The following is a 22,145-nucleotide window of genomic DNA, read 5'->3' on the forward strand; positions in this document are numbered from 1 at the left end:
ATGTATTTTTATTGATTAACGGATCTCGGTATCACTCGCTCCAGATCGACCATCACTGGAGACGCGCCCGTCATGCTGTACGCTCTGCTCCCCCTCATCGCGCCGCTGGCCCTGTTGGCCGCCGCGGCCGTCGCCTTCAACAATCCCGGCCGGCGCCCCGCAGGCGTCGCCCGGCTTGCGGAGGCGGCCGCGCTGGTCGCGCTCGGCGCGGCGTCGTTCGCCGCTGTTCTGCTGATCTGGCAGGGCGCCGCGACCAGCCTCCTGCTCGGCGTCGCCGGCCTGGGCCTTTCGGTTCGGCTGGACGCGGTCAGCGCGGTGATGCTGGTGCTGGTCGCCTTCGTCGGCTGGGTCGTGCTGCGCTACTCGGCCTCCTATCTCGACGGGGAGGAGCGCCAGGGCGCCTTCCTCGGCTGGATGGCGGCGACGCTCGCCGCCGTGCTGCTGCTGGTGCAGGCCGGCAATCTGCTGCTGTTCGTCGCGGCTTGGGTCGCGACCAGCCTGACGCTGCACAAGCTCCTGCTGTTCTATCCGAACCGGGTCGAGGCGGTGCGCGCCGCGCGCAAGAAGTATATCGTCGCGCGCCTCGGCGACGCGGCGCTCCTCGGCGCGGCGGTCCTGCTATTCGCCGGCTTCGGCACCGGGGACATCGCCGCGATGCTGAACGCCGCCTCGGCCGGCGAGGCGCCGACCGCCGCGATCTGGGCGACCGGCCTGCTGGCGCTCGCCGCGGTGCTGAAATCCGCGCAGTTTCCGACCCACGGCTGGCTGACCGAGGTGATGGAGACGCCGACGCCGGTCTCCGCGCTGCTGCACGCGGGCGTGATCAACGCCGGCGGGTTTCTCTTGATCCGCTTCGCCGACGTGATGCTGCTGTCGCCGGGGGTGCTGGCGGTGCTGGTGATGTTGGGCGGCTTCACGGCGCTGCTCGGCGGGCTCGCCATGCTGGCGCAGCCGGCGGTGAAGACCTCGCTCGCCTGGTCCACCATCGCGCAGATGGGCTTCATGATCATGCAGTGCGGTCTGGCGCTGTTCCCGCTGGCGCTGCTGCACATCGTCGCCCACTCGCTCTACAAGGCGCACGCCTTCTTGGCCTCGGGCACGGCGGTGGACGTCGTGGCGGCGATCCGGCGACCGGGTCCGATCGCGATCCCGGACGGCTGGGCGGTGACCCGGGCCTTCGCGCTGGCGCTTCTGATCTACGGCGTAATCGGCTTCCTGTTCGGCTTCGACGCCAAGTCGCCGCAGGCGATCGCCCTCGGCGCCATCCTGATCTTCGGCGTCGCCTATCTGCTGGCCCAGGGGCTTGCGGACGCCGCGCCCGGGGTGCTGACCCAGCGCACGGCGCTCTACTCGCTCGCCGCCTCGGTCAGCTACTTCGCGCTGCAGCGCGGGGCGGAGTGGCTGACCGCCGGGACCCTGCCGGCGACGCCGGCGCCCGGACCGCTGGAGTGGGCGCTGCTGGCGCTGGCGTTGATCAGCTTCGGTCTCGTCGCCTTCGCCCAGGCGCTGTTCCCGCTGTGGGCCTATCACCCGGCGGCGGCGGGCCTGCGCGTCCATCTGGCCAACGGCCTCTACGCCAACGCGATTTTCGATCGGCTGGTCGGCAACTGGTCCGCCCGCACCCCGTCCTGACGCCCTCGAGAGGAGATCATCCCATGAGCACTGACACCAAGACGACGGCGGCCGACCTCCCGACGTTGGCGAGCGCCGCCGACGCCGCCGCCCGGCAGATCCCGCCGCTCTGGCCGCTGGCGTCCTACGTGGCCGTCAACCCCTACCTCGGCCAGACCGGCGAGACGCTGGCCGACGTCTCCGCGCGCCTCTCCCGGGTCGGCGGGGTCGCCTCTGCGATGCCGCGCGCCTGGTATCTCAAGCGGATCGCCGCCGGCGAGATCACGGACGAGGATCTGCAGGCGGCGCTCGACGCCGCGCCGCAAGCGGACAGGCCCGCCGACGTCGCGGCGCTCAAGGCCGCCGCGAACGAGGTCCGGCCCGAGCCGAAGGCGCTGCCGACGCTGGCGGATCTGGCCGCCAAGATCGACGGGACCGACTGGCCGGCGCTGATCGCCGAGCGGTTCGGCGCCTGGGCGGGGGGCTATTTCGACCGGGGGCAGGCGCTGTGGGCCGCGCCCAAGGGCAAAAGCGCCTGGGCCGCCTACTGCGCGCACGCGACCCACGATCTAGCGCCCGAGATCATGGGCCTGAAGGGCTTCGGCTCCTTCGCGGCCGAGGCGCCGGACAAGCCCGTCGAGGCGATCGCCCGCGCGGTCGAGCGTCTGGGCCTCAGCGAGGCGGCGCTGGAGACTTATTTCCACCAGCTGCTGATTACGCTGGGCGGCTGGTCGCAGTTCGCGCGCTACGAACTTTGGCGGGCGGAGCTGGCGGACGGGACGGACGCGACGATCACGGACTTCCTCGCGATCCGCTTGCTGTGGGAGGAGGCGCTTTATCTGCGCCACGAGGCCGCGCTCGCCAGCGAGTGGGCCGCGACGCGCGCGGTGCACGAGGCGCCGATCACGGTCGGCGCGCCGGAAATCGTCGACGCAATCCTGCAGGAGGCGGCCGAGCGCGCCGCCCAGCGCGGCCTGGCCGAGACCCTCGACCTGCCGCCGGCGACGCCGACGGAGGGCCGGGCGCTGCTGCAGGCGGCGTTTTGCATCGACGTGCGCTCGGAAGTCTTCCGGCGCGCGCTGGAGTCGGTCGACCCCTCGATCCAGACGCTCGGCTTCGCGGGCTTCTTCGGGGTCTTCGCCAAGCACCGGCGCTTCGGCTCGGACGTGGACGAACTGCGCCTGCCGGTGCTCCTCAATCCGACGGTGACGTCCTGCTCCGGCGGTCACGACCATAAGGAGGAGGAGCTCGCCAAGCGCTACACGGCGCGGGCCAAGCGGGCCTGGGGCCGCTTCAAGCTGGCGGCGGTCTCCTCCTTCGCCTTCGTCGAGGCGATGGGCCCGGTCTATGTCGGAAAGTTGGTGCGCGACGCGCTCGGCCTCAATCCGGCGCCGGTCCCGAACGACCCCAAGCCCCAATTTGATCCCGCGCTGGATCTGGAGACGCGGATCGGCGCGGCCGAGACGGTCCTGCGCGCGATGTCGCTGACCGACGGCTTTGCGCGCGTGATCGTGCTCGCCGGCCACGGCGCCAACGTGGTCAACAACCCGCACGCCAGCGGCCTGCACTGCGGCGCCTGCGGCGGTTTCTCGGGCGAGGTCAACGCCCGGCTGCTGGCCGCGCTGCTGAACGATCGGGAGGTGCGCAAAGGCTTGGTCGGACGCGGGATCACAGTGCCGGAGGACACGTTGTTCGTCGGCGCGCTGCACGACACCACGACCGACGCCGTCACTCTCTACGACGCCGATACGCCGAGCCAGTCCCACGCCGCCGACCTCAAGACGGCGCGCCAGTGGTTGGCCGCCGCCGGCGCGACGACCCGCGGGGAGCGTGCGTTGCGCCTGCCGCGCGCGGAGAAGGAAGGCGACATCCCGATGCGCGCGCGCGACTGGGCGGAGGTGCGGCCCGAATGGGCGCTGGCCGGCTGCAAGGCCTTCATCGCCGCGCCCCGCTCGCGCACCTCGGGGCGCAGCCTGGAGGGCCGCGCCTTCCTGCACGATTACGATTGGAAGCAGGATGGCGAGAACGGCTTCGGCGTGCTGGAGCTGATCATGACCGCCCCGGTCGTCGTGGCGAGCTGGATCAGTCTGCAGTATTACGGCTCCACCGTCGCGCCGCAGCTTTTCGGCTCGGGCAACAAGCTGCTGCACAACGTGGTCGGCGGGTTCGGGGCGCTGGAGGGCAACGGCGGCCTGCTGCGGGGCGGGCTGCCCTGGCAGTCGGTGCATGACGGCGAGCGCTACATCCACGAGCCGCTGCGCCTGTCGGTCTGCATCGAGGCCCCGCGCGAGGCGATGACGGACATCCTGAGCCGCCACGAGGGCGTCCGGGCGCTGTTCGACAATCGCTGGCTCCACCTCTTCGCGATGGATGAGGAGGGGCGGATCGCCCACCGCTACAGCGGCGATCTGACGTGGGAGCCGGTCGTCCGTCCGGCCAAGCGGCCGAAATTGGAAGCCGTCGCGTAAGAAGCGACGCCGTCGCCTGCCGGGAGGGCCGGGCGCGCGCGGGAGAGGCGGTCGCCTCGGGACGAAAGTCTCGGCGGCCGTCTCTTTCGTTTTCCGCCCAAACGAGGCGGGAGAGGGATGGCGTCCCCGGCAGGATTCGAACCTGCGGTCCCCGGGTTAGGAAGCTCATGTTGTCGTCTATATAAAACAATGCGTTAACTGTAGTTTTCTTCCCAGCTTTCTTCCCATGTTTCGAGGTGGTCTAATTTGAGCGTTCTTGATATCAAGGGTTTGGGTCCTCGTAGCTCAGCAGGATAGAGCACCTGATTCCTAATCAGGGGGTCGCAGGTGCGAATCCAGCCGGGGACGCCACGAGCCTGAATTTCGGTCAGCCTGGGTGATCCGCTCCCAAAGAATCCGACCGTCGCGCGCTGGACTCTTCCAATTGTGAGCCCGGGTTCGGGCCGAGGAGATTTCCATGAAGGCGGCGAAGTTTTCCGAAGCGCAGATCGCGTTCGTTTTGAAGTGGGCCGACGAGGGAACGGCATCGGCGGAGGTCTGTCGCAAGGCAGGCGATCGCTCTCTCAATCGGCGCCGGGGCGCGAGGCTTGCCGTCGGCCCAGCGGGTGTTTCAGCCGGTCTGGGATCGCATCAGACGCCGGCGTAAGGGAATCCTCGCGGCGCTCGACCTGCGCAATGAACTTTGGGCGCGTTGCCGCGCCAATGGAACTCTGGGCGCGTTGCCGCGCCAATGGACGCAGGGCTCGATCGAGCGCGTTCATGATCGTTTTCACCGGCTTGAAAGCGACAGCTACGGCCTTCTCTCCGAAGGTCTGCGAGAGCGGGTGATGCTGACCGAAGGCTGGTGGGCGGACCAGATCACGCATGAGGTTCGCCCAGGAGTTCTTCATGCGCCGAATAAAAAGAAGAGGGCTCGGCGGAAGGCCGCCAGAACCCAGGAGTGCGGCCGACCGCGCCTCACCGCCTTTAGCTTGGCGATCTCACAGCGCCGGCGACTGCTCAGGGCGAGTGCGGACCGCCATCCTCTCCGGTGATCGCTCTCTTGGCGGACGGCGCGGCGCACGATAGCGGGAAGGGGGCGCTATGCCGGTCGCCGGAGGCGGGCCTGAGGGTTCTTGAGGTTCACGCCGGCGTTGCAGCAGGGCCGAACTAGGCCGGTCCAGGTCCCGACCCGCAATTACGTGCTCCATAAACTATAGGGGGGGCGCCGCCCAGAGATCGGCGCGATCGAGGTGCGCGGCCATGACGGCGCGGTGCGCGTCTTCACGATCGATCGGGCGGAGGGTTGATCGCGTCGTCGGCCTGCTTTCTCAGGCGCATCGCCCTCGCAAGCCTTGTCGTCGCCGAGCGGGCGGTGCTGAATGGCGGCCTCGCCCGCCTTGAGGAGCCCGCCGCAATGAGCCAGATCGCCATTCTGAACGGCCCCAATGTGAACCTCTTGGAGACGCGCGAACCGGAGGTCTACGGGACGAGGTCCTGGGCCGCGATCGAGGAGAGCCGCCGCGCCTATGCGGATCTTTTGGGCGTCGCTCTGGATATTCCGCAATGAAATCACGAAGGCGTGCAGGTGGATCGGATGCAGGAGGTGGGCGGCGCGGCGGAGCCGTCGATCGTCAATCCGGCGGGGCCGTCCTTTCGCTCGGCCCCGCTGACGGACGCGCTGAAGATCTGCGAAGAGCCGATCCTCGAGCCGCCTCTCTCAAACATCCAAGCGCGCGACGAACCGCACCGGCGCGACCCCGCGTGAGGATGAGGCCGCACGGCGTATGACTGGGGAGCTGTTCGCGCTTGTGTCCGCGGCCTGTTTCGGTCTGGCCGGCGCGGCGATCGCAAAGGGCGCTTCCAATGCGCAGGGCGACAACGGGGCCTTCCTTTCCGTCATCCTGACGATGGCCTTCGCCGCCGCCGTCTGGGCGGCGACCGGGCCGCAAGCGGGATGGCCGGACAGCGGGGCGGCGCTGGCCGCCGGGATCGGCTTCTTCGTCGCCTCGGGCATGCTGGCGACGGTCTTCGGCCGCCTGACCAATTTCAAGACGGTGGCGCTCGCCGGCGCGATCCGGGCGAGCCTGCTGCGTCGGTTGATTCCCGTCTTCTCGACGATCCTCGCCTTCGTGCTCCTGGGGGAGCGCTACGAACTGGTTGCGCTGGCCGGCATGGCGCTAATCCTGGGCAGCGTCGCGCTGACCTTGCGCGAACGCGCGCCGGCTCTGACCGCCGCCGGCGAGCAGATTTCATCAAGTCGCCTGCGCCTCGGCGCTTTAGTCGGGATCGTCTGCGCGCTCTGCTACGCTTCGGCCTACGTCGCGCGCAAATTGGCGATGGACCATGTGCCCGACGCCGCCTTCGGCGCATTGGTCGGGGCGGCGACCGGGATAGTTTGGTACGGCTTGGCCGCGCCTTTCAGCGCCCGCTATCGCGACAGCGTGGCGGGCGTCTTCCGGACGGCGGGGCGCTGGCAGTGGATCGCGGCGGCGTCGATGTCGCTCGGCCAGGTGCTGCTGTTCTTCGCGCTCAAACATGCGGAGGTCGCCGTCGTCGCCATCATCGGGACGACCGAAATCTTCGTCGGCCTTTACCTCGCCGCCTTTCTCTTCAAGACCGAGCCGCCGCCGGGCCGATTCCTGATCGCCGCCACCGCGCTCGCGACCCTCGGCGTGGTTCTGGTCGCGCTCGCCTAGAGGCGGGTCGTCAGCGCGCCAGCCACCCCTGGAGGCGGCGCGTCAGCCAGGGAATGAGCCAGGCCGTCGTGATGCCGGTCAGGATCAACGCCACCAGAAAAAGCCCCGCCGCCTGGGGCAGATCCCCGGTGATCGGCTGCAGCGCCGTCACCAGCAGCACCAGCGGCGGATAGACCGCCAGCATACTGACCGTCCAGCGTTTCCAGAAGCGCGGCGGGCTCGGCGGCTTGGGGCCGCCCGAGGTTTCTGCGATCGGCTCGAACCAGATGCTCGATCCCGTCCCCTGCCTGCGCGCGATCTCTTCGACCGCCAGCGCTTCGACCTCGCCGAGGAGGTCCCGGCGCTCGGGGCTCTCGCGCCAACGCGCCAGCGCCGCCTCGTTGCGGAAGCGGACGAGGATGTAGAACTCCGCCGCTCCGCCGTCGTCCCGCCGGATCACCTCGAAGCTGCGAAAGCCGTCGACGTCGTTCAGCCGCCCGTTCAGCCGCGACAACGCCTCCGCGCATCGCTCGGCGTCCGCTCGCCGCACCTTCAACGCCACGAAGAGGGTGCGCGGTTGATCCGCGATCAGGGTCGCCTCGTCCGTCATCCGCCCCTCGCTCATCCCTCGTCCGTCATGCCCTTGGCCATGGCGGCGGCGTACTCCGGCTCAACCCGCGCGTCGATCAGGACGCTGGCGCCCGCCTTCACGCGCGCCAACCCGTCCGCCACCGCCTCGGCCAGCGTTTTCGGATCTTCAATCGGACCGATCCCGACGGCGCCCTGCGCTTCGGCGAGCTTCGCGAAGTCGATGTCGGGGCCGGCGATCGCCTGACCGATCCACTTGTTTTCGACCGGCCGATTGCGCATGCGCGCGACCTTCTCCTGATGCACCTCGTCATTGAAGAAGGAGCGGTTGTTGCAGACGATCGCCAGCATCGGGATGCGATAGCGCGCGGCCGTCCAGAGCGCCGAGAGGCCCATCATCACGTCGCCGTCGCCCAGAATCGCGACCGGAAGACGCCCGCCGTCCTGCAGGGCGAGCGCGGCGCCGACCAGCATGCCCGGACCCGAGCCGATGCCCGCCCCGCCGTCATAGCCGAGATAATCGAGCGGATGGCCGAAGCGCCAGACGCCGCCGTCCCAGCCCAGCGGCAGGCGCACCAGGCTCACCGCCTCGTCCGTCAGCCCCTCGGCCAGCGCGGCTGCGAACTGGGGCATGGAGATCGGGCCGTCCTCAAGCGCAAGCGGCTCGATCGGCCGGATCGGGGCGGGTTCGGGCGCAGGGCGCGGCCGCAAGTCGGCCGCCGCCGCCAAGGCCGCAAGGCAGGCGTCGGGCGGGCAGGCGATGTGCAGCGAGGCGGGGGCCGGGCCGGTATGATCGAAGGACCAGCCGTTGGCGAGCTGGTGGTCCATCGTGACGTTGACGATATCCGACTCCGCGCCCGCCTGCTTCAACGCGCCGGCGGCGTCGACCCAATCGAGGCACAGGATCAGGTCGGCCTCCCGCAGGGCCTTCTCCTGCGGCGGGGAGAGGAAGAAGGAGGGCGGCCCGACATGCAGCGGATGGTCGCTCGGGAAGACGGCGCCGGTCTTGATGTCGGTCAGGACCTTGGCGCCGTACCGCTCCGCGACGGCGACGCGGACGCTCCAGTCTTCGGCCGAACGCGACATGCGGCCCATCAAGACGACCGGCCGCTCGGCCCGGGCGAGCTTTTCGTGGAGCGCCGCGACCTGCGAGGCCGAGGGGGCGGGGGGATCGGGCGGCGGCGCGGCCGCGGGCTCGGCGATCGCCGGGGCCCCTTCCATCGCGCTTTCCTGCACCGTCACGTCATAGCAGACATAGGTCGGCGCGTGCGGCGCGGTGCGGGTGACGGTCCAGGCGCGCGCCGTCGCGTCGAGCGAGGCCTGCAGGCCCGCCGGCTGATCGTCCCATTTGACGTAGGGGCGGATCAGCGCGCCCTGGTCGCGCGAGGTGTGGATCCAGTCGATCCAGGGGCGCCGCCGGTCCGCGTCGACCGGCCCGGTCGCGCCCAGGATCAGCATCGGAACCCGATCGCACCAGGCGTTGTAGACCGCCATGGCGGCGTGCATCAGGCCGACGTTGGCGTGCAGCACGACGGCCATCGGCTCGCCCGTCACCTTCGCCCAGCCGTGGGCGATCGCGACCGCGTGCTCCTCGTGCAGGCACAGCAGCATCTTGGGCTCCCGGTTGCCCAGATGGTTCACCAGGCTGTCATGCAGCCCGCGGAAGCTGGAGCCGGGGTTCAGCGCCACATAGCGCACGCCCAGCGCGCGCAGCATCCGCGCCAGGGCGTCGCTGCCCCAGCCGGCTTCCGCCGGCGAGGTTTCGGGCGCTTCGCGGTGATCTCTGTTATGTGGATTTACCAAGAGCTTGATCCTTCGGTATTGTCGCGGCGCAGCATCGCAGGCGTCTGCGCCTCTTGATCCGCTGCCGCGTCTGTCATCAAGGGTAGGAACCGGTCCATGAGCACCGCGTCGAACGACCGCGCCGGCGACAGGGACATAGACGACCTGCTGTCGTACAAGGACGAACGCATCGCCCATCTGGTGCGGGTTTGCGCGCGCGGCTTCAACCGATCGCTGGCCCGGCGACTGGCGCAGCACGGCATCACCTTCGGCCAATGGATCTTCCTGCGCATCCTGTGGAAGCGCGAGGGGCTGACCCAGCGGGACCTGAGCGAGGTCGCCAACCTGACGGCGCCGACGACGCACACCGCGCTCTCGAAGCTGGAGAAGCTGGGCTTCGTCGAGCGGCGCACCCGCGACGTCAACCGCCGCCGGCAATACACCTTCCTGACCGAGAAAGGCCGCGACCTGCAGAAGGTGCTCGAGCCGCTCGCGGTTGAGGCGAACGAGATCGCCCTCGCCGGCATCCCGGAGGAACGCCGCGAGGAGTTGCGCGACGATCTTATCCTCATCCTAGAGAACCTGGCCGCCGAGGAGGCGGAGGCGGAGGCGCGCGGCATGAAGGTGCCCGCCACGCGCTCCAGCCTGATCGAGTAGGCCGCGCGGCTCATCGCCGGATCAAAGGCTGTAGGCTTCGTAGGTCGCCGGGTGGAAAAGCTCCTCCACCGCGAGGCGTCGCTCGGAAAGCCCCTGGCGGTGGTGCAGATCCAGGAAGGCGTTCAGCACCGTTTCGTTCCCCGGCACGCCGTAGGTCCAGATGTCCGGGCCGATGAGTTCGCGCGCCCGGGTCAGGGTGTCCTCCACGAACGGCATCGTGACCTTCGTGGCGGAGGTGTCCTGCAACGCCTCCTGCGCCATCGCCTTGGAGCGCGTGAAGGCTTTGAGCAGCGCGCCCGGAAGCCAGGGGTTCGCCTCCGCGATCTCCCGCTTGACGCCCAGCACATGCATGATCGGGAAGACGCCGGTGCGCTGGTAATGCTCGGCCGCCGCCTCGACGCCGTTCGCGAACAGGCGGCCCACCTTCGGGTGCCCTTCGTCGAAGCAGCGCAGCGTGCGCGGCCCGATGAAGCCGTCGATCTCCCCGTCGCGCAGCATCTGGTCGAGGGTGGCGCCCTCCGGCGCGGCCTCGACCGTCACGTCGGAGGGGATCGGCACCGGGATCTTCTCCGGCCGGCCGGAGCTGTGCATGCCGCCGCGGATCCAATGCACGTCCGCCGGTTTGACGCCGTAATCCTCCAGGATGCCGCGCGCCCAAACGTTGGCGGTCAGTTGCCATTCCGCGACGCCGATGCGCCGGCCCTTCAGGTCGGCCGGCTTGTCGATCCCCCGGTCGGTGCGGATGTAGATCGAGGAATGGCGGAAGGCGCGCGACAGGAAGACGGGGATCGCGACATAGGGACTCTCGCCCTTAGACAGCTTGACGCAGTAGGAGGAGAAGGAGAGTTCGCTGACGTCGAAGGCCTCGTGCCGGAAGGCGCGGAAGAACATCTCCTCCGGCGTCAGCAGCATCGTGATCGGATCGACGCCGTCGATCTTCACCCGGCCGTCATGGATCGGGCGGGTCCGGTCGTAATCGCCCATCGCGATCGACAGTTGCAGCGTTCCCATCGGGTCTTCTCCTCCCAAATCTCTTATGATTGACGCTTGAGTGGAACCGGTTCGCCGGTCCTCGCGCTGTCCAAAATGGCGTGGCAGATCTCAAGGCTCGCGCGGCCCCAACGCGCGGTCTGCGGCGGCGGCGCGCCCCGGCGGATCGCGTCGTACAGACCGCGCAGCACCTCCGTGCGCGGGGAGGGGGCGGCGGGCGTTTCGACGAACTCGCGCCGCTCGTCTCCCCAGATCTCGACGCCCGTGGGCGTCAGGCGCAGATCCGCGCGCGGGCAACTGACGACCACCGGGCCGAAATGTTCGGGATAAGGGGCCTTGGGCGCCGGATCGACGGCCCCGAAGGTGCGCCCGGACTTGAGGGCGGCCTCCTCCTCCGGCGAGGCGACGGCGGCGAGCGCACGGCGCGCGGCCCCGTACTTCGCCATGTCCTTCGGCGCGCCGAGTTCGCCGATCTCGCCTTGCAGCACGTCGCTGTCATAGTGGGCGTAGCCGGAATAGACGAGGGTCGCGAAGCGCCCTCCGTCAAAATGGACGATCGCCGAATAGGCGCCCTCCGTCGGCCGCGCCGGATCCCAGGCGCCGGTCGCGGCGTAGACGCTCAGCGCTTCCCCGCCCATCAGCAGGCGCACCATGTCGATCTGATGCACAGCCTGGCTGAAGACCACGCCGCCGCCCTGTTCCGTCGACAGTTCCTCCGGCCGTCGGGGGCGATAGAGAAAGTCGGTGTAGTTGAAGGCGTGCAGCATCGCGGGACGACCCAAGTCGCGCTCGTCGATCAGGGCGCGGGCGCGCACGACGGGCTGGTCGAAGCTATGGCTTGGGCCGGCGACCAGCTGAACGCCGGCGGCTTCGACCGTGTCGACGATCGCGCTCGCGTCCGCCATCGTGATCGCCAGCGGCTTGTCGACCAGCAAGTGCTTGCCGCCGGCCGCCAGGATCTCTGCGTGCTCGCGGTGCATCTGATGGGGGGTGGCGATGTAGACCGCCTCGACCTCGGGATCGGCCGCCAGGGCCTCGACGCTCTCATGCGCGCGGCCGCCGAAGGCGTCCAGGAACGCCTGGCGCGACGCCGCACGCGGCGCGGCGCAGGCGGTCAGCCGGACGTGCGGGTCGGCCAGCAGGCTGGGCAAGGTCAGCATGAAGCCGCGCCCCAGGCCCGCAGCGGCCAGCTTGATCGGATCAGAGATCAAGCGTCAGATCCCCGCTCTTGGCGCGGGAGACGCAGATCATGATGTGGTCCGCCTTCTCCTCGTCCATCAGGACGTGGTCCCGATGATCCGGCTCGCCGGCCACCAAGCGGCATTTGCAGGTGCCGCAGGTTCCGCTCTCGCAGGAACTTACGGTCTCGATCCCGGCGTCGCGCAACGCCTCCAGGATCGAACGATCGGCCGGGACCTCGATCTCCCGTCCGCTCTCCTTCAGCGTCACCTTGAACGGCTCGTCGTCCTCGCGCACCACGTCGACGGCGTTGAACTCCTCGAAATGGACCCGGCCCTCGGTCCAATGGCCGGTCAGCGCCTCGATCTCCTCCATCAGCGGCGCCGGGCCGCAGCAATAGACATGTTCGGACCCCGGATTTTCCAGCAGGTCCCAGAAGTCGAAGAAGTTGTCGAGCTCGCCCTCGTCGTGATGGACGGTCGCGGTCTCGAAGCCCTTCACCTCGTCGAGATAGGCCGTGTCCTCGGCCGTGCGGGTGCAGTAGACCATCTCGAACGGTTTGCCCTGCTTTTGCAGGTGGCGCGCCATGGAGAGGATCGGGGTCACGCCGATCCCGCCGGCGATCAGGATGTATTTCGGCGCGTCGACGAGCTCGAAGTCGTTCTCCGGCGGTTCGACCGACAGGGTCGCGCCCTCGACCGCCTTATCGTGCATTGAGGCGGAGCCGCCGCGCGAGTTCGGCTCGCGCTTGACCGCGATCACATATTCGGACGGCTCGACCCCGTCGTTCATCAGCGAATAGCGCCGCATGGCGCCGTCCGGCGTCTCCACCGTGATGTGCGCGCCGGGCGTGAAGCCGGGCAACGTCCCTCCCGCCGTCGGCGCCAGCGTGAATTCCGCGATCTCGGGCGTCAGCGAGCGACGGCCGGCGATCTTCATCTCGATGCGTTCATTCGGCGTGTCCACAACAGCCCCCTTGTCAACGCTTCCCATCCCATGATATTAGAAATCTAATATTAGACATCTAAGACTTGGTCAAGCCAACGAGCTAGGTCACGGATGCGCAGTTGGTAGGGAGATGGGCGATGCTGTCGAGGGAAGAGAACGATCTTCTGACCCAGGTTGAGGGCGACGCGCCGATGGGCGCCTTAATGCGCCAGCACTGGGTGCCGGTCTGCTTGAGCGAGGAGGTCGCCGAGGCCGACGGCAAGCCGGTCCTCGTGGAGGCGATCGGAAAGCGCTACGTCTGTTTCCGCGACTCGGAAGGCCGTCTCGGCCTGCTCGACGAGCTCTGCCCGCATCGCAAGGCGTCCTTGGTGTACGGCCGGAACGAGGAGTGCGGCCTGCGCTGCCTCTATCACGGCTGGAAGTTCGATGTGGAGGGCAACTGCGTCGCCATGGCCTCGGAGCCCGAGGCCGACAAGATGATGGACAAGGTGAAGCACCGCGCCTATCCGGTGCATGAGTGCGGCGGGTTCGTCTGGGCGTGGCTCGACGCCGAGCGCGAGGCGCCGGAGTTCCATCGCCCGGCCTTCTCGCCCGATGAAGACACGCCGGTGGCGATCCTGAAGATGCGCATCCCGGCCAATTGGGCGCAGATCACCGAAGGTCAGATCGACAGCGCGCATTCCTCCTCGCTGCATTCCTCCGACATGAAGCCGGCGCGGGTGCCCGGGGCGGCGGCCGACGATCAGAGCTGGTACCGGCCCTCCACCGACAAGTCCCCGCGCATGCAGACCGAGCGCACCTCCTACGGCTTCCACTACGTGGCGATCCGCAAGCCCATGCGGCAGGCGTCCAGCCACAACTATCTGCGGATCACCGAGTACATCGCGCCCTTCACCTCGCTGATCCCGCCGAACAATTCCTACAACGTCGCGACCGTCATCGTGCCGGTCGACGACGAGACCAGCCACTTCCACTTCATCGCCTGGGGCGGCGAGGCTTGCCCGTCGACCGAACAGTGGCGGAAGTTCAATCACACCGTGCCCGGCGAGGACCTCGACCATCGCTGGCGCCCGCTGCGCTCGCCCGAGAACGGCTTCTGGCAGGACCGAGACGCGATGAAGGACGGCGACTTCACCGGCATCCAAGGCATTCCGAACCAGGACCTCGCCATGTGGGTGTCCATGGGCGCGCGGGTCGACCGCTCCACGGATTTTCTCGGCTCGTCCGATCTGGCGATCGTCGAGTTCCGCAAGTTGATGAGCGAGGCGGCGAAGAAGGTCGGCGACGGCGAGCCGGCGATCGGCACGACCGAGCCGCGCGTTCCGCACCCCAGCATCTCGTCGAAGGAGGGCGTCTTCCCGAAGGAGGTCGACTGGCGGACGCTCGGCTCCGACGAGGCGGCGGAAGCCGCCGAATAGCGGCCGACGCGGATTTTCATCCCGCCCGCAACGACGGGCGGGGGCTGCGGCGTCGCGACGCTGCGCAGAAAAGATCGACAAGCGCCCGGAAAAGGGTGCGCGCGGCCGAAACGGCCGGATAGATGGGAGGCCCCAGTGTCTGGAGGCGTTCAAGAGAAGGCGGGGGGGAGTCTGTCCGACTTTCCGACACGCCAATATATCGGCGGCGACTGGCGTCGAGGCGGCGGCGCCGTGCGTGCGATCCGCTCGCCCTATGACGGCCGGCTGCTCGCCGAAATTCCCGACGCCGATGCAAACGACCTGGATCAGGCGGTCGAACGCGCCTCCGCCGGCCAAAAGGAATGGCGCCTGATGGGGCCGGCCGGTCGCGCGGCCGCGCTGCGGCAAGCGGCGGCGCGGATCCGCGAGAACGCCGACGAGCTCGCCCGGATCGACGCGCTCGATTGCGGCAATCCGGTCAAGGGGATGCGCTTCGACGCCAATCTGGCGGCGGTCCTGGTCGAGTATTTCGCCGGCCTCGCCCCCGAGGCGAAAGGCGAGACGATCCCCCAAGCCGGCGGCAAGATCACCTACGTGACCCGCGAACCGTTGGGCGTCGTCGCCCGGCTCGTGGCCTTCAACCATCCGCTGCTGTTCGCCGCCGCCAAGATGGCCGCGCCGCTGGCCGCGGGAAACGCGGTCATCGTGAAGCCGTCAGAGGAGACCCCGCTTTCCGCGCTGCGGCTGGCGGAGCTGGTCGGCGACCTGTTCCCGAAGGGCGTCCTTTCGGTGTTGACCGGCGGGGCGGAGCTGGGGGCGGGCGTCTGCGCGCATCCAGGGATCGCCGCCGTCAGCGTCATCGGCAGCGTGCAGACCGGCAAGGCGATCCTGAAGGGCGGCGCCGATACGCTCAAACGCTCGCAGTTGGAGCTGGGCGGCAAGAACGCGCTGGTGATTTGCCCTGACGCGGATGTGGACGCCGCGATCGACGGCGCGGTCAAGGGCATGAATCTGGGCTGGACGGCCGGTCAGTCCTGCGGCTCCACCAGCCGGGTGCTGGTGCATGAAAGCCTGCGCGACCGGGTCGTGGAGGGGTTGGCGAAAGCGTTCGACGCCGTGCGCCTAGGCGACCCGAGCGACGAGGCGACCGAGATGGGCTGCCTCTCCACCGAAGGTCAGTACCGCAAGGTCGTCGGCTATATCGACCAGGCGATCGCCGCGGGGGCCGTGACGGCCGCCGGCGGCGCGCCCGAAAACGTCCCGGCGGAAGGGTTTTTCGTGCGACCGACCCTTCTGACGGGCGTGTCTGCGGACATGGAGATTGCGCGTGAAGAGGCGTTCGGACCGGTTCTGTCAGTTCTGTCCTGGCGTGACGAGGACGAGATGCTCGCCGTCGTCAACGGCCTGGATGTGGGGCTGACGGCCTCGATCTGGACACAGGACCTCGACACGGCGATGCGCCTGACGGATCGCATCCAGGCGGGCTACGTCTGGGTCAACGATTCGAGTGACCACTATCTGGGCGCGCCGTTCGGCGGGGCGAAGCAGTCCGGACACGGACGTGAAGAGTGTCTGGAGGAGCTGCTCGCCTACACCGAACAAAAAACGGTCACGATCGTTCCAAGAACAAGAAAAACACCCATCACCTGAAACGGGAGACGTTCAATGAAGTTCAAGGCTTTAGCAGTCGCGCTTTGTCTGGGGTTCAGCGCCGGGGCGGCCAACGCCGAGCCGGTCAACCTGACGCTCTCCGGCGGCAATCCCGGCGGCCTCTGGTCGCTGCTCGGCGCCGGCATGGACAAGGCGGTTAAGGCGACGGATTCGGACTCCGTCATCACCTATCAGGCCACCGGCGGCGGCTTCGCCAACATCGGCCTGCTCGCGGCGAACCGCACGGACCTCGGCATGGTTCACGACGCGGAGGTCAAGCTGGCCCTGACCGGCCAGGATCCGTTCAAGGCCCCGGTCACGAACATGATGGCCATCGGCTACATGTACAACTGGGCCCCGATGCACTTCTTCCTCAACAAGGACGTCGCGGAAGAATACGGCATCGACAGCCTGGACGACCTCGCCGGCTCGGGCGCGCCGATCTCCATCGGCATCAACCGTTCGGGCAACATCACCGGCAACGTGGCGCTCTTCATGCTGGCGGAAGCAGGCCTCGACGAGGCGACGCTCACCGGCAACGGCGGCAACTTCGTGCGCGCCGGCGCCAACGAGCAGGGCGACCTGATGCAGGACGGCCGCATCGACATGGCGACCAACGGCATCTTCATCGGGCACTCGTCCTTCCGCGCGATCGACGAGAACGTCGACGTGGTTCTGCTGCAAATCCCGCAGAACGTGATCGACGCGACCAACGAGGAGTTCGGCACGTCGGCCTATACGATCCCGGCCGACAGCTACTCCAACCAGGCCGAACCGGTGGAGACGATGGCGCTGGGCGCAATGGTCGTCACGACCGAGAGCATGGAGGACGACACCGCCTACACGCTCGCCAAATCCTTCGTCGAGCACATCGACGAGATCCGCGGGGTCCACAAGGCGATGCAGCAGTTGAACCCGGAACTGATGGTGAGCCAGACGGTTCTGCCGTTCCATCCGGGCGCTGAGCGCGCCTATGAGGAAGCGGGTCTTCTGAAATGAGGCTCTCGCTTCTAGCGACGGGTCGGCGGCGCACCTTTCGGGGTGCGCCGCAAACCCTGCTCACCGTCGTTGCGGCGGCCTTCGCGGTCTGGGTGATCTACGCGAACATCTTCGTGATCTCCGACCCGCTGGTCCTGGGCATTCTCTTCGTTTCCTGCATTTACACGCTGCTTTTCCTCGTGATCGGCCATTCGCCGACGGCGAGCGACCGGCCGACAGTGGTCGACTGGGCGCTCTCGGGCCTGAGCCTCGCCGCCGGCGTGTTTTTCTTCGTCAACGCCAAGGAGATCGCGGACCGCATCACGCTTCTCGATCCCTTCACGCCGCCTCAGTTCTTCTTCGGGACCTCGCTTCTGCTGCTGACGCTGGAAGCCACGCGTCGCACGACGGGTCTCGGCCTCACCGGCGTCGTCGGCGCCTTTCTGCTGTACAACCAGTTCGGCTATCTGCTGCCGCCGCCCTTCGGGCACGGCGTCTCCGAATTCACCTATCTGCTCGACATCCTGGTCTTCACGACCGACGGCGTGTTCGGCGTGCCGATCCAGGTCGTGGCGAGCTACGTCTTCCTGTTCGTGATGTTCGGCACGCTGCTGGCGAAGGCGGGCGGCGGCGACTTTTTCTTCAATCTCGCCGCCTCGCTGACGGGCAAGAGCGCGGGCGGCCCCGCCAAGGTCTCGATCATCTCGTCCGGCCTTTACGGCACGATGTCCGGCAGCCCGACGTCCGACGTGGTCGCCACGGGGTCGATCACCATCCCGATCATGCGGCGGCTCGGCTACAGGAGGCGCTTCGCCGGCGCGGTCGAGGTGGCGGCGTCCACCGGCGGCAGCGCGATGCCGCCGATCATGGGCTCCGCCGCGTTCATCCTGGCGGAATACACCGGCACGCCCTATCGCGAGATCGTCTTCGCGGCGATCATCCCCGCGCTGCTCTATTATCTCGGCGTTTTCCTGCAGGTGCATATCCGCTCGGTCCGCCACAATCTGCGCCCCTATGAGGAGGACGTTCCGCCGCTCTCCCAGACGCTGAAGGAGGGCTGGCCCTACCTCGCGCCGATCGCGATGATCATCGGCGTGCTGGTCGCCGGTTATTCTCCGGTCTTCACCGCCGGCGCCGGCGCGCTCGCCGTGGTGGTCGCCAGTCTCTTCACCAAGCGGACGCGCATGACCCCGATGCAGGTGATGGAGGGGCTGGCCGAGACCACCTTGCGCATCCTTCCTGTGGCGGGCGCCTGCGCGGCGGCCGGCCTCGTCATCGGCGGCCTGTCGATGACCGGCCTCGGCATGAAGGCGGCGAACGTGATCGTCGAGATCTCGGCCGGCGTGGACGTTCTCACGCTCCTCGTCGCGGCGATCGTCACCATCATCCTCGGCCTGGGAATGCCGACGCCGTCAGCCTACATTCTTGCGGCCGTGCTGGTCGGCCCGGCGTTGGCGAAGATCGGCTTTCCCGTCCTCGAGAGCCACATGTTCCTGCTCTATTTCGCGATCCTGTCCGCGCTCACTCCGCCGATCGCGGTCGCGGCGCTGGCCGCGGCGGCGATCGCGGAAGAGGACCCGATCATCATCGCCCTGCAGGCCGTGCGTCTCGCCGTGATCGGCTTCCTGGTTCCCTTCGTCTTCCTGTGGAACCCGGCGATCCTCGGGCAGGGCGACCCGGTCTCCATCGCGCTTGCGATCGCAGGCGGGGTGTGCGCCGCCTGGTCCGTCGCGGTGGCGATGGAGTGGGCGAACCTGCCCGGCGGCCGCGCGATGGCCTGGCCGATGCGGGCGGCGTTGTTCGGCTCCGCTGCGGCCGCGGTCGCGCCTCTTCCGCTCGTCTCGCTCTGCGGCATGGCGGCGTCGCTGGCCTTGCTCGGCGTCATCTATCTCCACGCCCGCCGAAACCCGGTGGAGGAGAAGCGCGCGAGCGCCGAGTAGACCCTTCGTCAAACGACGCGGACGCGCGGCGGTGAGCCGGCTGCGCGTCCGTCCGTTTTCCGGCCCGTCCAGGAGCGACCATGTCAGAGCGATACGACAAAGGAATGGCCGTCCGCCGGGCGGTGCTCGGCGACGCGCATGTCGATAGGGCCGAGGCGGCCAAGACCGCCTTCGACGCACCCTTCCAGAGCCTCATCACCGAAGGGGCCTGGGGGACGGTTTGGGCCTCCGACGGGATCAGCGCGCGCGAGCGCTCGATGCTGACGCTCGCCCTTCTGGCGGCGCTCGGCAATTTCGACGAGATCCCGATGCACATCCGCGCGACCGCGCGCACCGGCGCGACGCCGCGGGACGTGCAGGAGACCTTCCAGCATGTCGCGATCTACGCCGGCGCGCCGCGCGCCAATCACGCCCTGAAAATCGCCAAACAGACCTTCGCCGAAATGGAGGAGACCCAGTCATGACCGGCCCTGCGTCCGTCGACGACGGCCCCCTGATCCCGCGGGATCGCGACGTCCATCCCGTGGCCTACGATCCCGGCTACAAGACCAGCGTCACCCGCTCCCCGAAATTCCCGCTGCTCGCCATGGACAGCACGGTCACGGAGGAGACGGGCCCGGTCTTCGGCCACGACTCCCTTGGGCCGCTCGACAACAACCTTATCCTGAACTGGACCAAGGGCGCCGCCCCGGCGGTCGGCGAGCGCATCCTGGTTCACGGCCGCGTGCTGGACGAGAACGCGCGGCCCGTGCGCAACAGCCTGGTCGAGATCTGGCAGGCCAACGCCGGCGGGCGGTACCGCCACATTAAGGATACGTATTTCGCCCCGCTCGACCCCAATTTCGGCGGTTGCGGCCGCACGATCACCGACGACGAGGGGCGCTATCAGTTCCTCACCATCCGTCCGGGCGCCTATCCCTGGCCGAACCGCGGCAACGACTGGCGGCCGATGCACATTCACTTCTCGCTGTTCGGACGCGGCTTTGGACAGCGGCTGGTGACGCAGATGTATTTCGAAGGCGATCCGCTGATCGCGCGTTGCCCGATCGTCGAGACGATCAAGGATCGCGGACAGATCGACCGGCTCGTGGCCCCGCTCGACTTCAGCCGCGCCAAACCGCACGACTTCTTGGCCTACAAGTTCGACATCGTGCTGCGCGGGCGTCGCCAGACTTTTTTCGAAAACAAGCCGGAGGGCCAGTAACATGGTGCAGCCGCTCGAGGCGCTTCAGGAGACCCCGTCGCAGACGGCCGGCCCCTTCGTCCATATCGGGACGGTCCCGACCTATGCGGGCCTAGGCGGCGTCTATGAGACGGAGTTGGGGCGGGCGACCTTCTTGGACGGCGCGCGCGGCGAGATCGTGGAGATCTCAGGCCGCGTCCTTGACGGGGCCGGCGGCTTGGTTCGCGACGCGCTGTTCGAGGTCTGGCAGGCCGACGCCGACGGGCGCTATCCCGGTCAGGACGGGGCCGATCCCAAGGTCTTCGGGTGGGCGCGGGTCTGCGCCGACCCGGAAAGCGGGGAATGGCGCCTGCGCACGGTCAAGCCCGGCCGAACGCGCCGGCGCGACGGGCTGGAACAGGCCCCGCACATCGCCGTCTGGCTGATCGCGCGCGGGGTCAATGTCGGCCTGCAGACCCGCATCTATTTCGCGGACGAGGACAACGGCGGCGACCCGCTCCTCGCCCGGATCGATCCGAAAAGCCGCGTCGACACGTTGATCGCCGAGAAGACGGGCGAGGGCGCCTACCGTTTCGACATCGTCCTGCAGGGCGAGGGCGAGACCGTCTTCTTCGACATGTGACGGGTGCGGCAGCGGAGAAAGTAATGGACAAACGGATAGACAGCCTCGAGGCCGCCGTCGCCGACATCCCGAGCGGCGCCAGCCTGATGATCGGCGGCTTCGGCGGCTCCGGCGCCCCGATCGAGTTGATCCATGCGCTGGTCGCGCGCCTCAAGGCGACCGGCGCCCCCGCGAACCTCACCGTGGTGAACAACAACACCGGCAACGGCGAAGTGGGGCTGGCCGCGATGATCGCGCTGGGCATGGTGCGCAAGATGATCTGCTCCTTCCCCCGCTCGGCCGATCCGCGCGCCTTCACGGAGAAGTATCTCGCCGGCGAGATCGAGCTGGAACTGGTTCCGCAAGGCACGCTGGCGGAGCGGATACGCGCCGGCGGGGCCGGGATTCCGGCCTTCTACACGCCGACGAGCTACGGCACCGAGCTGGCGGAGGGGAAGCCGACCGCGGAGTTCGAGGGCAAGATGTGCGTGCAGGAGCGTTGGCTGAAGGCGGACTACGCGCTGGTGAAGGCGGAGACCGCCGACCTGCACGGCAACCTGACCTACCGCAAGACCTCCCGCAATTTCGGACCGCTGATGTGCGCGGCCGCGTCGCGCACGATCGTCCAGGCGCGCCGCGTCGTCGAGGCGGGAGAGATCGATCCGGAGGCGGTCGTGACGCCGGGGATCTTCGTCGACGCCGTCGTCGAGGTCCCGGAGCCGCAGCAGGAAGAGGACCTTAATCGCGCGGGGGCGAGCATCCTATGACCGAGCATCTCAGCAACGCTCAGATCGCCTGGCGCGCCGCCCAGGACATCGAGGACGGGGCCTACGTCAATCTCGGCATCGGCTTTCCGGAACTGGTCGCCAAGTTTCAGGCGCCGGGGCGCGAAGCCGTCTATCACACCGAGAACGGCCTCCTGGGCTTCGGCGCCGCCCCGCCGGCGGGCGAGGAGGACTGGGATCTGATCAACGCCGGCAAAAAGGCGGTGACGCAAAAGCCCGGCGCCAGCTTCTTCCACCATGCGGACAGCTTCGCCATGGTGCGGGGCGGGCATCTCGACGTCGCGATCCTGGGCGCCTATCAGGTGGCGCAGAACGGCGACCTGGCCAATTGGCGCGTCGGATCCCGGAGCGTGCCGGCGGTCGGCGGGGCGATGGATCTGGTGCACGGCGCGAAGCGCGTCGCCGTGGTCACCCAGCATGTCACGAAGGATGGCCAGCCGAAGCTGGTGGAACGCTGCAGCTTCCCCCTGACCGGCGTCGGCTGCATCACGCGAATCTACAGCAGCCTGGCGGTGGTCGACATACTGGACGGTCGCTTCGTCCTGCGAGAGAAGCTCCCCACGATCACGATGGAGGAGCTTCAGGCCTTGACCGGCGCGCCGCTGCACACCGACGGCGCCGTCGCAGACCTCGACGTCCCGGCGCTTTGAGCTGACTCGACCGACAACAGCAGGGGATCGCTTGATCTGGGTCAATGCGGCGGACCCAAGGCCGACCGATAAATTAGAAAT

19 protein-coding genes, 1 tRNA gene and 1 pseudogene are annotated in these 22,145 nt (G+C 68.3%); 15 read left to right on the top strand and 6 right to left on the bottom strand.

All coding sequences use genetic code 11. The features are described 5' to 3' along the window. Positions 1 to 72: 72 nt before the first annotated feature. From RIB45_RS07830 to RIB45_RS07840, 3 genes are all read left to right on the top strand, one after another. The gene (locus tag RIB45_RS07830) at positions 73 to 1,632 is read left to right on the top strand and encodes a proton-conducting transporter transmembrane domain-containing protein (RefSeq protein WP_350049689.1); all 1,560 of its coding nucleotides are present in this window, start codon (positions 73 to 75) and stop codon (positions 1,630 to 1,632) included. A 23-nt stretch (positions 1,633 to 1,655) separates the two neighbouring features. Further along, a complete protein-coding gene (locus RIB45_RS07835) occupies positions 1,656 to 4,079 on the top strand; it encodes a YbcC family protein (protein ID WP_350049690.1) in 2,424 nt (807 codons plus the stop codon). A gap of 274 nt (positions 4,080 to 4,353) precedes the next feature. Further along, positions 4,354 to 4,430: transfer RNA gene (locus tag RIB45_RS07840), tRNA-Arg, on the top strand. Between the two features lie 212 nt (positions 4,431 to 4,642). Here the strand turns inward: RIB45_RS07840 and RIB45_RS07845 are convergent. Beyond that, positions 4,643 to 4,945, bottom strand: a complete 303-nt coding sequence (locus RIB45_RS07845; protein ID WP_350049878.1) for a hypothetical protein — start codon at positions 4,943 to 4,945, stop codon at positions 4,643 to 4,645. A 530-nt stretch (positions 4,946 to 5,475) separates the two neighbouring features. Between RIB45_RS07845 and RIB45_RS07850 the strand changes: the two are divergent. Together RIB45_RS07850 and RIB45_RS07855 are read left to right on the top strand one after the other, a co-directional pair. Continuing rightward, positions 5,476 to 5,826 (top strand): annotated as a pseudogene (locus RIB45_RS07850) (type II 3-dehydroquinate dehydratase). 19 nt (positions 5,827 to 5,845) lie between these two features. Then, positions 5,846 to 6,757 (top strand): EamA family transporter, encoded by a 912-nt coding sequence (locus RIB45_RS07855; protein WP_350049691.1) that lies wholly within the window; start codon positions 5,846 to 5,848, stop codon positions 6,755 to 6,757. 10 nt (positions 6,758 to 6,767) lie between these two features. On the opposite strand, the gene RIB45_RS07860 is transcribed toward RIB45_RS07855, so the two are convergent. Together RIB45_RS07860 and RIB45_RS07865 are read right to left on the bottom strand one after the other, a co-directional pair. Next, on the bottom strand, positions 6,768 to 7,346 hold the full coding sequence (locus tag RIB45_RS07860) for an antibiotic biosynthesis monooxygenase (RefSeq protein WP_350049692.1): 579 nt from the start codon (positions 7,344 to 7,346) through the stop codon (positions 6,768 to 6,770). An 11-nt stretch (positions 7,347 to 7,357) separates the two neighbouring features. Then, entirely contained in the window at positions 7,358 to 9,127 is a 1,770-nt protein-coding gene (locus tag RIB45_RS07865) for a thiamine pyrophosphate-binding protein (RefSeq protein ID WP_350049693.1), read from the bottom strand. A gap of 96 nt (positions 9,128 to 9,223) precedes the next feature. Between RIB45_RS07865 and RIB45_RS07870 the strand changes: the two genes are divergently transcribed. Next, positions 9,224 to 9,763 carry a MarR family winged helix-turn-helix transcriptional regulator gene (locus RIB45_RS07870; protein ID WP_350049694.1) on the top strand — a complete coding sequence of 180 codons (540 nt, stop codon included), beginning with the start codon at positions 9,224 to 9,226 and terminating at the stop codon, positions 9,761 to 9,763. A 21-nt stretch (positions 9,764 to 9,784) separates the two neighbouring features. Here the strand turns inward: RIB45_RS07870 and RIB45_RS07875 are convergent, their stop codons facing one another. Genes RIB45_RS07875 through RIB45_RS07885 form a run of 3 tightly spaced genes read right to left on the bottom strand, consistent with a single transcriptional unit; the run spans position 9,785 to position 12,898 of the window. Then, positions 9,785 to 10,774 (bottom strand): ABC transporter substrate-binding protein, encoded by a 990-nt coding sequence (locus RIB45_RS07875; protein WP_350049695.1) that lies wholly within the window; start codon positions 10,772 to 10,774, stop codon positions 9,785 to 9,787. 23 nt (positions 10,775 to 10,797) lie between these two features. Beyond that, the gene (locus RIB45_RS07880) at positions 10,798 to 11,964 is read right to left on the bottom strand and encodes a Gfo/Idh/MocA family protein (RefSeq protein WP_350049696.1); all 1,167 of its coding nucleotides are present in this window, start codon (positions 11,962 to 11,964) and stop codon (positions 10,798 to 10,800) included. Further along, complete coding sequence (locus RIB45_RS07885; protein ID WP_350049697.1) at positions 11,954 to 12,898, bottom strand: PDR/VanB family oxidoreductase; 945 nt, start codon at positions 12,896 to 12,898, stop codon at positions 11,954 to 11,956. Before RIB45_RS07885 ends, RIB45_RS07880 begins: the two co-directional genes overlap by 11 nt. Before the next feature lie 119 nt (positions 12,899 to 13,017). On the opposite strand from RIB45_RS07885, the gene RIB45_RS07890 reads away from it, so the two are divergent. From RIB45_RS07890 to RIB45_RS07930, 9 genes are all read left to right on the top strand, one after another. Then, positions 13,018 to 14,298 (top strand): Rieske 2Fe-2S domain-containing protein, encoded by a 1,281-nt coding sequence (locus tag RIB45_RS07890; protein WP_350049698.1) that lies wholly within the window; start codon positions 13,018 to 13,020, stop codon positions 14,296 to 14,298. A 231-nt stretch (positions 14,299 to 14,529) separates the two neighbouring features. Then, the gene (locus tag RIB45_RS07895) at positions 14,530 to 15,927 is read left to right on the top strand and encodes an aldehyde dehydrogenase family protein (RefSeq protein ID WP_350049700.1); all 1,398 of its coding nucleotides are present in this window, start codon (positions 14,530 to 14,532) and stop codon (positions 15,925 to 15,927) included. A gap of 15 nt (positions 15,928 to 15,942) precedes the next feature. Then, positions 15,943 to 16,926 carry a TAXI family TRAP transporter solute-binding subunit gene (locus RIB45_RS07900; RefSeq protein ID WP_350049701.1) on the top strand — a complete coding sequence of 328 codons (984 nt, stop codon included), beginning with the start codon at positions 15,943 to 15,945 and terminating at the stop codon, positions 16,924 to 16,926. After that, complete coding sequence (locus tag RIB45_RS07905; RefSeq protein ID WP_350049702.1) at positions 16,923 to 18,845, top strand: TRAP transporter permease; 1,923 nt, start codon at positions 16,923 to 16,925, stop codon at positions 18,843 to 18,845. The genes RIB45_RS07900 and RIB45_RS07905 overlap by 4 nt, the downstream gene beginning before the upstream one ends. Positions 18,846 to 18,925: 80 nt before the next feature. Further along, entirely contained in the window at positions 18,926 to 19,309 is a 384-nt protein-coding gene (pcaC, locus tag RIB45_RS07910) for a 4-carboxymuconolactone decarboxylase (RefSeq protein ID WP_350049703.1), read from the top strand. Then, positions 19,306 to 20,049, top strand: a complete 744-nt coding sequence (gene pcaH, locus RIB45_RS07915; RefSeq protein WP_350049704.1) for a protocatechuate 3,4-dioxygenase subunit beta — start codon at positions 19,306 to 19,308, stop codon at positions 20,047 to 20,049. The genes pcaC and pcaH overlap by 4 nt, the downstream gene beginning before the upstream one ends. Position 20,050: 1 nt before the next feature. Further along, complete coding sequence (gene pcaG / locus RIB45_RS07920; RefSeq protein ID WP_350049705.1) at positions 20,051 to 20,650, top strand: protocatechuate 3,4-dioxygenase subunit alpha; 600 nt, start codon at positions 20,051 to 20,053, stop codon at positions 20,648 to 20,650. Positions 20,651 to 20,673: 23 nt separating this feature from the next. Then, positions 20,674 to 21,396 carry a 3-oxoacid CoA-transferase subunit A gene (locus RIB45_RS07925; RefSeq protein WP_350049706.1) on the top strand — a complete coding sequence of 241 codons (723 nt, stop codon included), beginning with the start codon at positions 20,674 to 20,676 and terminating at the stop codon, positions 21,394 to 21,396. After that, a complete protein-coding gene (locus tag RIB45_RS07930; RefSeq protein ID WP_350049707.1) occupies positions 21,393 to 22,064 on the top strand; it encodes a 3-oxoacid CoA-transferase subunit B in 672 nt (223 codons plus the stop codon). The genes RIB45_RS07925 and RIB45_RS07930 overlap by 4 nt, the downstream gene beginning before the upstream one ends. Positions 22,065 to 22,145 lie beyond the last annotated feature (81 nt).

The sequence above is a fragment of the Marivibrio sp. genome (assembly GCF_040218065.1).
GTDB lineage: Bacteria > Pseudomonadota > Alphaproteobacteria > UBA8366 > Aestuariispiraceae > Marivibrio.

What these genes read in the sequence shown, in the direction of transcription:
- RIB45_RS07830 (WP_350049689.1), top strand. Translation starts at nt 73, where the DNA reads ATGCTGTACGCTCTGCTCCCCCTCATCGCGCCGCTGGCCCTGTTGGCC.
- RIB45_RS07835 (WP_350049690.1), top strand. Translation starts at nt 1,656, where the DNA reads ATGAGCACTGACACCAAGACGACGGCGGCCGACCTCCCGACGTTGGCG.
- RIB45_RS07845 (WP_350049878.1), bottom strand. Translation starts at nt 4,945, where the DNA reads ATGCGTGATCTGGTCCGCCCACCAGCCTTCGGTCAGCATCACCCGCTC.
- RIB45_RS07855 (WP_350049691.1), top strand. Translation starts at nt 5,846, where the DNA reads ATGACTGGGGAGCTGTTCGCGCTTGTGTCCGCGGCCTGTTTCGGTCTG.
- RIB45_RS07860 (WP_350049692.1), bottom strand. Translation starts at nt 7,346, where the DNA reads ATGACGGACGAGGCGACCCTGATCGCGGATCAACCGCGCACCCTCTTC.
- RIB45_RS07870 (WP_350049694.1), top strand. Translation starts at nt 9,224, where the DNA reads ATGAGCACCGCGTCGAACGACCGCGCCGGCGACAGGGACATAGACGAC.
- RIB45_RS07875 (WP_350049695.1), bottom strand. Translation starts at nt 10,774, where the DNA reads ATGGGAACGCTGCAACTGTCGATCGCGATGGGCGATTACGACCGGACC.
- RIB45_RS07890 (WP_350049698.1), top strand. Translation starts at nt 13,018, where the DNA reads ATGCTGTCGAGGGAAGAGAACGATCTTCTGACCCAGGTTGAGGGCGAC.
- RIB45_RS07900 (WP_350049701.1), top strand. Translation starts at nt 15,943, where the DNA reads ATGAAGTTCAAGGCTTTAGCAGTCGCGCTTTGTCTGGGGTTCAGCGCC.
- RIB45_RS07905 (WP_350049702.1), top strand. Translation starts at nt 16,923, where the DNA reads ATGAGGCTCTCGCTTCTAGCGACGGGTCGGCGGCGCACCTTTCGGGGT.
- pcaC (WP_350049703.1), top strand. Translation starts at nt 18,926, where the DNA reads ATGTCAGAGCGATACGACAAAGGAATGGCCGTCCGCCGGGCGGTGCTC.
- pcaH (WP_350049704.1), top strand. Translation starts at nt 19,306, where the DNA reads ATGACCGGCCCTGCGTCCGTCGACGACGGCCCCCTGATCCCGCGGGAT.
- pcaG (WP_350049705.1), top strand. Translation starts at nt 20,051, where the DNA reads ATGGTGCAGCCGCTCGAGGCGCTTCAGGAGACCCCGTCGCAGACGGCC.
- RIB45_RS07925 (WP_350049706.1), top strand. Translation starts at nt 20,674, where the DNA reads ATGGACAAACGGATAGACAGCCTCGAGGCCGCCGTCGCCGACATCCCG.
- RIB45_RS07930 (WP_350049707.1), top strand. Translation starts at nt 21,393, where the DNA reads ATGACCGAGCATCTCAGCAACGCTCAGATCGCCTGGCGCGCCGCCCAG.